The following is a 13472-nucleotide window of genomic DNA, read 5'->3' as shown; positions in this document are numbered from 1 at the left end:
GCGCGGGCGCCCCGCCGACACGCTCGTGCCAAGGACGCGCACACCGGCTCCGAGCAGCGCCGACGCCAGCGTATCGCCGGCGAAGCCGCGAAGCGCCGTGCCGTTCCAACTGAACGACAGCGGCTGGGTGCGGTCGATCCCGAGTCCTCCCGTAGCCAGGCGCTTCATGCGGTGGGCTCCGCGCGGGGGGGGAGCAGGGGGCGCGTGTCCAGAATGGCGTGCGTACGGGTATCGCGTACCACGTGGATCCATTGCCGACAGCCGTGCACATGTACCCACTGTTCGGTCAGGGGGCCCAGCGGGGTTTCGCGCACGTACAGCACACGCGCCCACTCCTCATCGGTCGCGTGGGCGGGGAGGGGCACGCCGGAGCCCGCGTGGCGGAACTCCACTTCGTCGCGCGGGCCGCAGTGGGGGCAGGGAATGCGCAGCATGTCAGTGCGCCACGCCGGCAGCGCCGTGCTCGTCCACCAGGGCACCGGTCGTGAAGCGTTCGAGTCCGAAGGCGATGCTCAACGGATGCGGAGTGCCCGTGGCAAGTGTATGCGCGAAGACCACCCCCGAGCCGGGCGTGGCCTTGAAGCCACCGGTCCCCCAGCCGCAATTGAGAAAGAGCCCGTCCAGCGGCGTGGCGCCGATGATGGGGGCCGCATCGGGAGAGACGTCCACAGTTCCGGCCCACACGCGCAGCAGGTGCGCGCGCGCCATGATGGGGTACAGCTCCATGGCCGCCTGGAGTTGCTGTTCGAGAATGTGCGAGGAGCCACGCTGTGCGTACGACCGATAGGGATCACGGGCGGCGCCCATGACCAGCTCCCCCTTGTGCGCCTGGCTCACGTACATGTGCAGGCGCCCGGAGAGCGCGACGCAGGGCAGGAAGGGCTCGTGTATGTCCGAGACGAGCGCCTGCAGCGGATAGCTCTGCACCGGGATGTCCAGCCCCGCGAGGCGGGCCAGCAGCGGGGTGCGCCCCGCGCCCACGAGCCCGACGCGGCCGGCGCCGATGTCGCCGCGTGTGGTCCGCACCCCGGTGACGCGGTTGCCGCTGCGCAGGAACCCGGTGACCGCGCACCCCTGCAGGAGGTGTATCCCCGCGGCATCGCAGGCGCGCGCCAGGTGGAAGACGACCGCATCGTGACGCGCGATCCCCCCACGCGGTTGCAGCGCCGCGCCATAGACCGGATAGCGCGGCGCGTCGGAGATATCCAGGATCGGGCAGAGACGGGGAAGATCCTCACGCGTCACCCAGTCGGCGTCAATGCCGGCCATGCGGTTCGCGTAGACCACGCGTTGCGCCGCCGCCGCTTCCGCCTGCGAGTGGGCGAGGGTGAGCAGCGAGCGCTGGTCGAAGAGGATCTCTGGGCCCAGCTCCTCGGGCCACTGCTCCCACCGCTGCACGCAGAACTCATAGAGCGGCATGCTCTCTTCGCGCAGGTAATTCGAGCGGATGATCGTGGTGTTGCGCACCGCGTTGCCGTTGCCCAGCCAGCTGCGTTCCACCACGGCCACGTTGGTCAGGCCGTGCTCGCTTGCGAGATGGTAGGCGGTGGAAAGCCCGTGCAGCCCTCCGCCCACCACGATGATGTCGTAGTGAGCGCGCGGCTCGTGGTGGCGCCACAGGACGGGCGGATTGCAAAAGGCGTGTTCCACGGCGGGGTTAACGGGTGGTGTCGCGCGGCAGGGCGTAACCGAGGGCGCGGCGCACGGCCCCGATCACGGTGTCCGGATACTCGTACGGAAAGTTATGCGACGCGCCCGCGGGCGGATGGATCAGTTCCGCCCGGTTCGAGACCGCGAGATAGCGCACGCGGGATCGCGGGAAGAAACCGAGCGCGCGCCGCTCGAGGGCAGCGGGCAGGCGCAGCGGCCGGATCTCCTCGTCTACCCCCCCGCGCGGGATCACCACGAATACCGGCAGGCTGTCCAGCTCCCCGTCGTACACCACCAGGTCGGGGGCCTCACGCCCCACCACGGGGGCGGTGAACTCCTCGAAGATCGACGCGCTCGCGAAGGCATTGGCGGCGCGTGCCATGCCGCCGTTCATCGCCTCGCGCACGTCGGCCAGCAGCGTGTCGCGCGCGCGCACGAAGGGCGGGGCGTTGGGGCCAGGGCGCGGTCGCGGCGTCCAGAGGCCGAACGCAGCGCGCATGCCCGTCAGGCGTCCCTGCATCACCAGCCCCTGCGCCGCCGCGGCCCCGAACACCGGGGCGTAGACGAACGCATCGGGGGGCGTGGCGTCCAGCAGCACCACCGCTGCCGTCCGGGTGGGATAGCGGCGCGCGTAATTGGCCGCCAACAGGCCGCCGTACGAATGCCCGACGAGGACGAAGGGTCCCGGCTCGCCCGCACGACGGAGCAGTGTCTCCAGCTCCTCCGCCTCCACCCGCGTGCGCCGGGGAAAGGGGCCGGGATCGCTCCACCCCGTACCCGCCCGATCGAAGAGGAGCGATCGCGTCTCGCCGCGCATGGCCCGATGCAGGTGGTACAGTGCGTTCCCCTGCTCATGAGCACCAGGGATCCACACCACCGTCGCGCCGCCGCGCGCGTTCCCTTCGGCAAGCAGGTGCAGTCGGTACCCTCCCACATCCACCAGCCTCCCCGGCGGTGGCACCGCCGCCATGGCGCGCTGCTGGTCGAGGCCACCCTTGATGCCCATGGCGGTGAGCACCACCCCGATCAGCGCGGGAGCCAGCGCCACCAGTCGCAGCGCCCGACCGAGGCGACGGGTTGCCAGCGCTACCAGCCCTCCCAGCACCAACAGGACGCCGCCCAGCAGTGCTCCACCAAACGGCTGCGACAGTAGCGTATAGAGCCCGTTCAGCATCAGTGGCCTCCCGGCGGCGTGGCGGGACTCTTCGCCCCGTCCAGCGCCTCGATGGTGGCGGTGGAGGGCTCACGCGTGCGCTGCAGCCGCGCCGCCACCCGCTCCGCCTCGGCGAACACCCGCAGGACATTTCCGCCGGCGAGCTTGCGCAGGTCCGCGTCGCTCCAGCCACGGCGAATCAGCTCGGCAAAGAGCGCCGGGTAGCGCGACACGTCCTCGATGCCCTCCACCACGTTCATCGGCCCGGTCGCGCCGTAGAAGTCCGCGCCGATTCCCACGTGATCGACCCCCGCCACGCGGCGAATGTGTTCCACGTGGTCCGCCACGTCCTTCAGGGTGGCGCGCGGCATCGGCCCGTGCGTCGCGACCCACTCGCGCAGGAGGCGCTCGGCCGCGCTGTCGCTCGTGGCCCGCTGCAGGCGCGGAATGAGCGCCTCCGACCAGCGCCGCAGCGGCTCGGACACGAATACCGTGACGAAGTTCACCTGCACCACGCCACCGTTGCGCGCCATGCGCTGCAGGATGGAATCGGGGACGTTGCGCACGTGGTCGGTGAGCGCGCGCGCCGACGAGTGCGAGAAGATCACCGGGGCCTCCGTCACGTCCAGCACGGCGCTCATCGCCGCGGGTGACACATGCGAAATGTCCACCAGCATGCCGAGGCGGTTCATCTCGCGCACCACCTCGCGGCCGAAGGGAGTGAGCCCTCCGTGGCGCGGCAGCTCCGTCGCCGCGTCGGCCCAGTCGGTGGAGTGGAAGTGGGTGAGCGTCATGTAGCGCACCCCAAGGTCGTAGTACGCGCGAAGCGCTCCCAGGGAGTTGGCGATGACGTGCCCGCCTTCGATCCCGAGCAGCGAGGCGATCCGTCCGCTGGCGCGCACACGGCGAATGTCGGCCGTACTCGCGGCGAACCCGAGATCGCGCGGATAGCGGGCGATGAGGCGCCGGGTCAGGTCGATCTGTTCCAGCTGGGCGCGCATGGCGTTCAGCGGCGAGAGGTCACTCGGCACGTAGACCGACCAGAACTGCGTGCCCACCCCGCCGTCCCGCAGCTTCGGCAGGTCCGTGTCACCGGCGCCGCGCGCGCGCAGGTCGCGCGCGGTGAGGTCCATGGGATGCGTGGGGTCGAGGCGCAGCACCCATGGCAGGTCGTTGTGGGTGTCCACCAGCCCCACCTCGCGCAGGAGCGCCTGCGCGCGGCGCAGTGGCGCGTCGTCGCTGGCCGTCCCCTGCGCCGGCAGGGCGGTGAGGGGCGCGCCCCCCAGCGTTGCCACGGCCAGGCCAGTGGCGGCGGCAACCCGTACCCACGTGTTCCGGGACGTGATCATGGGGCCTTCGCTGCCGGCGCCTTTGGCACCGCCACCGCGCCCGTAGGCCACCCACCGTCGAGAAAGGCGCGCAGCGCCGCGAGCAGCTCGGCGGGTCGCTCATACTGCGGCCAGTGCCCCATGCCGGGCATCACCAGCAGGCGCCCCTGCGCCATGCCGGCCACCCACTCCCGGCTTCCCCCCAGCGGCGGGTTGTCGCGGTCGCCGTGCACGACCAGCAGGGGGAGCCCGAAGCGGGAGAGTCCCTCGCGGAAGTCGAACAATCCCAGCTTGGCAATGAGCCGAGGCACGAAATCGTTGTAGCGCGACCCGATCTCGTTGGGGGAATCGCACACATCGGGGGCGCGATACCACTGGGTGGAGTCGGGCCAGTTGGTCCGCAGCCCCATCCACGCCCCGGCCCGACACCGCCCCACCTCGTCTCCCGCGAACTCGCCAGCGGCGACCCGGGCGGCCATGCGCCGCTGCAACGCGGGATCAAGCTTGGGCGCCGAGTTCTTCCGCATGTCCTCCCACCACGGGGAGAAGCGCGGCCCCACCGGGGTCAGCAGCACGAGCCGCGAGACGCGCGTCGGGAACTGCTCGGCGTAGCGATAAGCCGCCAGCGCGCCGCCCGACCACCCCACCATGGTCACCTTGTCCGCGCCCACGGCCCGGCGAATCACCTCGGGATCCACCGCATCGAACTCGAGAATTCCCATCTTGTCCGGGGGCACCGAGTCGGTGCGTCCGCGTCCGCGGATGTCATACGTCACCACACGCCGCGTGTCGGAGGCCAGGGCGTCCAGGCTGGCGGCAAAATAGTTGGCGGCGTTCACCAGGACGACGTCGGGGCCGCGCCCCACTTCGCGGTACCAGAGCCGCACGCCGTCGGGGGTCGTGGCGTATCCCGTGCGCTCCGGCGGGCCCGCCTCCACCAGCCGCTTGAGTGTCGCCAGCTCCGCGTCGAAGCGCTGCGCCGAAGCGCGCAGTCCCGCCGCGGCGCGCGCCCGCGCGGTGTCCGCCGCCCCGGGCGTCAGCCCCGCCGGCAGTCGCGTTTCCGCGAACACATCGTAGCGCACCGTGGTGCGCCCATCCTGCTCCTCGAGCGAATAGGTCGCGAACCCCATGAGCGTTCCATCCGTCCCCACCAGCTTCATGGTGCGACGGCGGTACGGCACGAGTTCCGCGTTCACCAGGTAGTAGTCGGGGGCGCCCCCGGCCGCCGGACGTGCGGCGAACACCTCACCGGCAGCGCCCCACGGTCCTCCGGCGTGCGTGAGCCGGTTGCCCTGTTTCCACGCCGACGGCTCCACGATGTGCGGCCACACCGTCATCGCCGTGCGTTCGATGGTGACGGTGTGCTGCGCCACCAGATGGGTGGCGTCGGGCACCTGCCCGGGTGACGAGGCGGGCGCGATGGATGCCACGAGGGCGACGAGCGGAAGCGTGCGACGCACGCGGCGGACGACAGTCATGAGCGAGTCATTGAAGGGTCACGGGCGCAGGTGGCGCACGAAGAACTGCGTGCGCTGTTCGTCGTTGTAGCGGGCCGTCTGGCCAACCTGACCATGGCCCGAATTGGCGAAGATCGACAGCTCGTGCTGGAACCCCAGCCGCACCAGCTCCTCGGACATGCGCATCGTCTCGGGGAAGGTGGCCACATCGCTGAGGGCACTCATGAGTCGCAGATGGCCGCGCACCTTGGGGGCCAGCAGGATGGCGTTGGCCTGATCGTACAGCGCCGCGTTCTGCTGCGGCAATCCAAGATACGTCTCGTACAGCTGGTTCCCCACAGGATCGAAGCCGGGGACCTCCACCGAGGCGGCCGAATAGACGTCCGGGGCCTGGGCGAGCGCGCGCAGCGCGTAATGCCCGCCCCACGAGCGCCCCCAGATGCCCACGCGGGTGAGATCCATGAAGGGGAGTCGCGCTCCCAGCTGGCGAATGGCGCCCGCATGGTCGGCGATCTCGAAGGTGCCCCACTTCCGGAACACGACATCGTGGAATGCCTTCGATCGTCCCGGGGTCCCGCGGGCGTCGAGCGTGACCACCACGAAGCCCAGATTGGCGAGCGCGCGGTTGTATTGCGCCGGTCCGGGTTCCGCGAAGGTGGTCGGACGCACCGCGACCTGCGGCCCCGCGTAGAGGAACTCCACCACGGGATACGAGCGCGTGCTGTCGAAGTCGAAGGGGAGGTACATGGTGACCCACAGGTCGGTACTCCCGTCGGCGGCCTTCACGACGTACTCGCGCGGCGGGGTCCACCCCACACGACGCAGCCGGTCGATGCTGGCCTCGCCCAGCGCGGTCACCTGTGCGCCGTCGCTGCGGCGCAGCACCGTGTGCGGCGGACCGGCAGGGGAGGACCAGCTGTCCACGAAGCAGTCGGCCAGCGGGCACATCGTCACCTCGTGCACGCCCGCCCCTTCGCTGAGCCGCTGGGCCGTGCCCCCGCCCGCGAGCGGCACCCGATACAGATGCCGATCATACGGGCGTGCCGGGTCACCCTGTGCCATGAAGTACACCCACCCGCGCTGCTGGTCCACGCGCACCACCGACGTCACGGGGAAGCTGCCCTGCGTGAGGCGCGCCACCATGCGGCCGTTCAGGTCGTAGCGGTACAGGTGATCCCATCCGTCCCGCTCCGAGCGCCAGAGAAACCCGGTGCCGTCGGGAAGCATCGTCCACGGGAAATCGTCGCCCCACACCACCTCGTGGTGGTTGGTGAGGAAGGTGGGGGAGCGCTCGCTCATGATGACGCGGCCCTCGCCGGTGGACGGGTCCGCCGCCCACACCTCGACGCTGTGCAGCAGGCGGTCGTACTTGGCCACCAGCACGCGCGATTCGTCGGGCAGCCACCCCATGACCTGGAGATAGCTGTCGCGCGTGTCTCCCAGGTTCAACGCCACCGGGCGCCCCCACACCACGTCGAGCACGTACAGCGAGGACGCCTGCAGCACGCCGCCCGCCCGCGTCCACCGCGTCTCCAGCGGCTCCACGAACATCTTGAGCCATTGCGCGCCCAGCATCTTCTGCATGCCGCGCACATCGTGGCGCTGCGCCACGAAGCGCGTCCCGCTCGGGGACCAGGGCTCCCAGCGGCGCGTCTCCACGGTCCACAGCGAATCGGCGGTGCCGTCGGTGGTACGCATGAGGGTTCGCCCGTCGGTCGCCGAGCGCAGGGCGATGTCGTGTCCCTGCACGCCGAGGTACCAGCGGCCGTCGGGAGAGCGGCGCTCGAGATTGCGCGTTTCGCCGCCGCCGGTGAACGACTCCTGCCAGAAGGGCTGCGGCCGCTGCCGGGTGAGTTCGCTGGTGGCCAGACGATCGCCCTCGTTGGCCGTGGGGCGCGGCAGCCGCGTCAGCGCATAGGTGACGAGGTCCAGCTGCCAGTTGTCTCCCTCCAGCTCGAAGCGCAGCTGCTGCGGCGCGGTGAACACCACCTGGGCAAACGGCACCCCGCGCCCGGCGGGCTCGTGCCCCAGCCGTTCGACGAGGGCGCGGCGCAGCCGCTCGGCATCCAGCAGCGGCGTCGTGCGTCCGGTGGCCAGCTCCACGCGCTGCAGCACCCGGTCGTTGGGGCCGCCTCCAGCGTACCAGAGACTGGTGCCGCCGGGGATCCACCCCGGCACCACCCGCCCGCCCTGGACGAGCTGGTCAAAGTCGAGGTAGGCGTCGTAGACGGCGCGACGCGCCGGGCTGATCGGGGCCGACTGGGCAACGAGTGGTGCCGCCAGCGATGCGGAGGCAACGAGGGCGCCCGCGAGTATGGCGGCAGCACGCGCGGAGGGTCCTGCAGGACAATGGGGAAACGGTGACACGGACACGACCGGTGGAAAGTGTGAGGGCCGGCTGGGCCTCCCGGGAATCAGCGCACGCCCTGCTGCTGCGCCAGCCACGCGTCCACCCGCTGCTCGAGGGCGAAGAAGGGCAGCGGACCGTCGGCCAGAATCACCCGGTGAAAGGCGCGCGGGTCGAAGCGCGGCCCCAATGCCTGCTCGGCGCGCGTGCGCAGGCGCTGAAACGTCAGCATCCCCATGCGGTAGCCCAGCGCCTGGCCGGGGATGTCGCAGCAGTAGCGCAGCACTTCCGACGCCACTTCGGCGTCGGAGATCACCGAGTTGGCGCGCAGGTAGGCGAGGGCACGCTCGTGGCTCCACCCGAGCAGGTTGAGCCCCGTGTCGAGCACCAGACGAGCGGCGCTGTAGAGCTCCATGATGCGGCGCCCGTAGAGGTCGAACGGATCGCGATAGCCTCCCATCAGCTCGGCCAGCGCGGCGGCGTATTCCCCCCACCCTTCGGTGTAGGCGGTGCTGGCATAGTTGCGCCGCAGCGGGTGCTTGTTCGCCAGCACCTCCTGCACCAGCGCCAGGTGGAAGTGGTGCCCGGGGTGGATCTCGTGGTACGCCAGCCCCTCGAACCACACCGTGGTTTTCTGCGCGAGCTGTCCGCCGTTGAAGAAGTACACCCCGGTGGAGTCGGCGGCCGATGGCTGGCGGTAGTAGCCGTACGTCATCCCCGCCTCCAGCGCCGGGTCCAGCCGTCGCACATCGTACGGGGCGCGGGCCAGGTCGGCGAACTGCTCCCCCAACCGCGGGCGCAGTGCGGCCAAATGTCCCAGCATCTTGTCGCGCATGACGTCGGGGGAGGAGGGCACGAAGCGCGGGGCCGTGCGCAGGTACTGATGGAATGCCTCGCGGGTGCGCGTATGCTCCGCCGCCTCTCCCGCCGCACGCCCGAGCGCCTGGCGGATCGAATCCAATTCGGCGGTGATGCGCGCGATCTCGCGGAGCCCCAGCTCGTGGATCTGCTCGGGGGTCCGGTCGAAGGTGAGCGACGCGCGCACCAGCCGACGATAGTGGGCCTCTCCCCCGGGATACTGCGCGAGCCCCACGGTAACGGGCGCCTGCGCCAGATACGGCCCCTCCAGCCACGCGAGGAGCCGGTCGAACGCCGGGTTCACCCGCTCGACCACCTCGGCGGCCAGCTGCTCCTGAAAGCGCGCCACGGCCGCGCTGTCCTGTCCCCGGACCTTCTGCAACCGTGCGTCGGCCACCGCCAGCGGGCTGCGCGCGGGCTCGGTGCGGAACTGCCGCAGCAGTGTGACGGCCGCCACCACCTCGGGCTTCGGCATCCGGTACCCGTGCCGCACCTGCCCCCGCAGATACCCGTGCACCGCATCCACGACCCCGGCATACTGCCCGGCCAGGTCGAGGTAGCGAGTCAAGTCTGCGGGGGCCGCAAAACGCTGGGCTCCCAGGATCGCATGTACGCCGACGAACCCGTTGCCATAGGGGGAAACCGGGTTGCGGAACCAGAAGGCGTCCGCCTCGTCGGCCATCTCCATGGCGCGCGCCCGCGTAACGGCCGCCAGGCTCCACGCCTCGCTCCCAACGGGAAGCGCCCCGATGCTGTCCAGCTGCGCCAGGATGCGCCGCCCGAACGCGGCATCTTCCTCGGCGTCTTCCTGAGATGGAACCGGCAGGCGCTGCACCGGTAACCCCGTGCGCAGGCGTACCCCCGCCGTCGTGGCAACTATGCGCCCCCACAGGGCATCGGCAATGGCGGTGATGCGGGCGCTGTCCCCCGTGGCCACGCTTCCGGGGGCCCGCGCCCGTCCGCGCCCTTGCGCCTCGGCCCGGGCCGGCGATAGCGCCGTCGGCAGGGCAACCGCCAGAAGGAGACAGGAGGTGGCGAGCGCCCCGGAGCGTGTAGGGAAGGCCATTACCGGCCGATCAGGTTGGGATTGGTGGTGCGCTCCAGATCGGGGAGCGGGAAGCAGCGATTGGTCCCGTAGAAGCCGCCGCCGAAGGGGAACGGTGCGCCCGTGGCGGGCACGAATGGTAGGGAGAGACGTTGGAAGTCGCCAAGATGCTGGGACTCGAGGAACAGCTCGGCCCGGCGCTCGTACGTGAGCTGGGCCCGCACTTCGGCCGCCGAGGTGGAGGCGAACGGGGGCAGGGCGGGGGTGGTCCGGGCGTGCAGCGTGTTGATGATCGCCACGGCCGCCGCCACGTTGCCGGCCGCCAACTCGGCTTCAGCAATGATCAGCTGCGCCTCCGCCCACTTGGCGATGGGGATGGGGGCGGCGAAGCTCGTGTACTTGGTCTGCACGAACAGCGAATCCGAGTTGTTCGCCCCCGTGCGGTTGGCGTTGGTGACCGGCACCCGTGGATCGCGCACGCCCGCAAAGGTCATGGCCCGGTACACCGGGCCCACCGTGAGCCCCGCGGTCTGGTTGTTGATATTGAACACCGGGTTGAAGCGGCGGGGGTCCGCGCTGGAAAATGTGGCGTTTCGCACGAAGTTGGCGGGGACCTGCCGGGCGTCGGCAGCCGCCTCGGGGAGGCGCATCAGGTTGAGGCGCGCACGCGCACGCCCCAGATACGCCATGGAGAGGATATCGGCAGCATTGCTGGCCTGCGCCTCAGCGATCGCGGCCGTGAAACGCTCCTCGGCCCGTGTCCACACCTGCGCCTTGGGGAGTTCCGGGCCCGTGGCGATGGTGGCGGTGCACATCTGCTCACCCATCAGGAGGAGCGCATACCCGGCATAAGCGGCGTTGGTGGCGAGCAGTTGGCGGCGATTGGTGACCTGGGCATCGGACCACGTTTCGAGCCCCTTCTGCAACTCGCTGGAAAGCCAGAGCGTGACGTTGAGGGCACCGAAAGGACCGAGCCCGCCGCACCCGCCGGTACTGATGGTGGAGCTGGTGGCGATGTCGCGGCGGTCCACCTGCCACGTGGTGTTGCCGGTGGACGAGTTGGCCAATTCGTCGCCCAGCGTGCCGCCGCTCACGACGGCGCCGCCGAAAGCGCACTCGAAATCGCCAATGACCGAGTTCATGAGAATGGCGGCGTTGGCGGGCACGACGGCGTCGCTGGCCGGAACGCGGCTGGGAATGTCCACGTCCAACAGGGAGCCGCACGCGGCCGTGACGGCAAGGAGCGCGAGAGTACTGGCGCGCACGACGGCGCGCGCGGCGCGGGTACGGGGAATCATGGAGATAGGCACCGGGCGCCTCAGAAAGTCAGGTTGAGGGAGAACCGCATCTGCCGCGGCAGCGGAAGGTTGGCCTGCTCGCTGGCGGTCAGCTCGCCGAAGCCACCCGGCTGTTCCGTCTCCGGGTCCAGCCCCGACCAGCGGGTCCAGGTAATGAGGTTGCGGCCGGCCAGCAGCAGCGAGGCGCGCGAGGCGCGCACCTGGCGGGCGAGGGCGTCGGGAAGGTCGTACGACACCGAGACCTCACGCAGCTTGGCGAAGGAGGCGTCGTTGATGAAGCCGCTGGTGAGCACCAGCGCACTGCCGCGCTGCGCGTAGGCCACGTCGCGCGGATCGAACTCCTGCGGATAGTAGTTCTGGCGGCAGAGGCGGAACACGGTGCAGCGCGCCCAGAGGTTGGTGTCGAAGCGGCGCATGCCCTGGCGGAAATCGACCATGGTGTAGAGCCGGAGTCGCTGGCCAAGGCGCACGGTGGAGGTCACCGCGCCCTCGTACCTGGGGGTGGAGCGGCCCAGGAAGGTGAGCGGCGCGGTGGCGCAGGGCGCGGGGCCGCTGGGCGTTTCGCACTGGAGGTTGGTGGCCTGCCCGTTGGCATCCAGCGTGGCGCTGGTCAGCCGCTGCCCGAAGAAGGCGGCGACGGGGTAGCCGACGCGGTGCTGCTGGGCGCGGGGGAAGGTGCCCACGAAGATCGGCGGCTGCCCACCCAGATCGGTGATCTCGTTTTCGTTCGAGTTGAGCGTGGCCGTCAGGTCCCAGCCAAGCCGTTCGCCCGTGAGCACCGCCACCGTGGTGCGTAGCTCGAACCCATCGTTGCGGATGGCGCCCAGATTGGTGAAACGGGTGCCGATGAACCCGCTCGAGGGGGAGACGGGCGCCAGGACGATGGCGTCGCTACGATTCTGCCGGAACCAGGTGAACTCCATGGCCACGCGGTCCTGAAAGAACCCGGCGTCGAAGCCCAGCTCCAGCTCGGTGCCCAGCTCGGGCTTGAGATCGGGGTTGCCCACCGCCTGGGTGGTGAGGGCCGGCTGGTCACCGGGGCCGGTCACGGGCCCCAGCGTGCGCAGTGCCGCGAAGGCGTCCGGCTGTTGACCGGCGGCGCCGTAGGCGGCGCGCAGCTTGAGGGTGTTGACCATGCTCCCCTTCCACCACCCTTCCTCACTGGCCACCCAGCTGCCGCTGATCTTGGGGTAGGTGGCCGCCTGGAAGTCGGTGCCGAACGCGCTGTTGTTGTCCACGCGGACCGCGCCAGTCACGAAGAGCCGGTTGCGCCAGCCCAGCTGCTGCTGGGCGTACGTCCCGATCGTGGTGTTCTCGATGAAGTCGTCGCCGCCGGTGCGCACTGAGGTGCCCAGGATGGTACTGAGCCCTGGTGCGGGGAACTGCTGGCCGCTGACCGTGGTGAGACGCGTGAGGCGGCCGAAGTACTGGGCGCCCACGCTGGTCTGGCTGGAGAGCCCGTCGCGGAGCGTGGCGTTGTAGGTGGCGCTGTAGTCCAGCGTGTTGGTACGCGCGTCGCGCAGCTGCACATCCTTGCGTCCCGCTGCGACCGCCGGGCTGTAGAAGCGCGCCTGCTCCGGGATCATGCGACGCACGATGTTCTGGTTGTTCTCCTGCACCATGTCAGAGCCGATGTTGAGCCGCTGGGTGAAGCGGCTGCCCAACTGGTGCTGCAGCTGCGCGGAGACGGTGGTACGCTGCAGCAGCTGGAAGACGTCGTTGACGCCGTAAAGCACCTCGGGAGGTGCGGCAAAGAAGCCGCGGCTGGGGGAGCCCGCGGTCAGCGGGTTGGCGTTGAGGGCGCTGAACAGCGGGGCGCCGGCCCCTTCCTGCGGGGCGAAGCTGGTCTTGCCGGTCACCACGCCCAGGTCGAGACGGGCCGTCAGCGAGGGGCGCGGAAGGAACTGCAGGTTGGCGCGGAGCGACGACTGCTGCTGCCGGTTGTTGAGGTCGATCCCTTCGTCATCCTGCAGCACGCCGCCCACGCGATAGCTGACCGGCCCCGAGCCGCCATCGATGCCGAGCGCGTACCGCTGGAACTGGCCGGTCCGCCAGATGCTGTTCCCCAGTGTGCGTTCGTTGTCCACGGCATTGAAGGACAGGATCTGCCCCTGCGGCGAGCGCGCATAATTGGTGGGGATGCGTCCGGCCGGGTCCGCGAACTCGTTCGTCCCCTGATCCGCCGTCAGGGTGAAGCGGGCCTTCTCCCCGGCGCGGCCGGATTTGGTGATGATCTGAATGACGCCGTTGGAGGCCTCGGTGCCGTAGAGCGTGGCCGCCGCGGGCCCCTTGATCACCTCGATCGACTCGATGTCCGCCGGGTTGATGTCGTTGAG

At 70.2% G+C, this 13472-nt stretch carries 10 protein-coding genes; all 10 read right to left on the bottom strand.

What is annotated here, in order from left to right; all coding sequences use genetic code 11:
* On the bottom strand, positions 1–168 hold a 168-nt coding region (locus LW840_RS17630; RefSeq protein ID WP_345780910.1), incomplete at its 3' end, for a 2Fe-2S iron-sulfur cluster-binding protein.
* Complete coding sequence (locus LW840_RS14960; RefSeq protein ID WP_291260831.1) at positions 165–434, bottom strand: sarcosine oxidase subunit delta; 270 nt, start codon at positions 432–434, stop codon at positions 165–167. The genes LW840_RS14960 and LW840_RS17630, both read right to left, overlap by 4 nt.
* A 1-nt stretch (position 435) precedes the next feature.
* Positions 436–1650, bottom strand: a complete 1215-nt coding sequence (locus LW840_RS14955; RefSeq protein WP_291277276.1) for an FAD-dependent oxidoreductase — start codon at positions 1648–1650, stop codon at positions 436–438.
* 7 nt (positions 1651–1657) lie between these two features.
* Complete coding sequence (locus LW840_RS14950) at positions 1658–2824, bottom strand: alpha/beta hydrolase (RefSeq protein WP_291260833.1); 1167 nt, start codon at positions 2822–2824, stop codon at positions 1658–1660.
* Positions 2824–4152 carry a dipeptidase gene (locus tag LW840_RS14945; protein WP_291260834.1) on the bottom strand — a complete coding sequence of 443 codons (1329 nt, stop codon included), beginning with the start codon at positions 4150–4152 and terminating at the stop codon, positions 2824–2826. The genes LW840_RS14950 and LW840_RS14945 overlap by 1 nt, the downstream gene beginning before the upstream one ends.
* Positions 4149–5609, bottom strand: a complete 1461-nt coding sequence (locus LW840_RS14940; protein WP_291277275.1) for an alpha/beta hydrolase — start codon at positions 5607–5609, stop codon at positions 4149–4151. Before LW840_RS14940 ends, LW840_RS14945 begins: the two co-directional genes overlap by 4 nt.
* Before the next feature lie 18 nt (positions 5610–5627).
* Entirely contained in the window at positions 5628–7961 is a 2334-nt protein-coding gene (locus tag LW840_RS14935; protein ID WP_291277274.1) for a DPP IV N-terminal domain-containing protein, read from the bottom strand.
* Positions 7962–8002: 41 nt separating this feature from the next.
* A complete protein-coding gene (locus LW840_RS14930) occupies positions 8003–9859 on the bottom strand; it encodes a DUF885 domain-containing protein (RefSeq protein ID WP_291273380.1) in 1857 nt (618 codons plus the stop codon).
* Positions 9859–11136, bottom strand: coding sequence for a RagB/SusD family nutrient uptake outer membrane protein (locus LW840_RS14925; protein ID WP_291268561.1), 1278 nt, complete (start codon positions 11134–11136; stop codon positions 9859–9861). Before LW840_RS14925 ends, LW840_RS14930 begins: the two co-directional genes overlap by 1 nt.
* 20 nt (positions 11137–11156) lie before the next feature.
* Positions 11157–13472 (bottom strand): TonB-dependent receptor (locus tag LW840_RS14920; protein WP_291277273.1); only part of this gene is annotated, 2316 nt, incomplete at its 5' end.

This window comes from Gemmatimonas sp. (assembly GCF_021298855.1).
Taxonomy (GTDB): domain Bacteria; phylum Gemmatimonadota; class Gemmatimonadetes; order Gemmatimonadales; family Gemmatimonadaceae; genus Gemmatimonas.
This window is presented reverse-complemented; position numbering and strand designations above follow the sequence as displayed.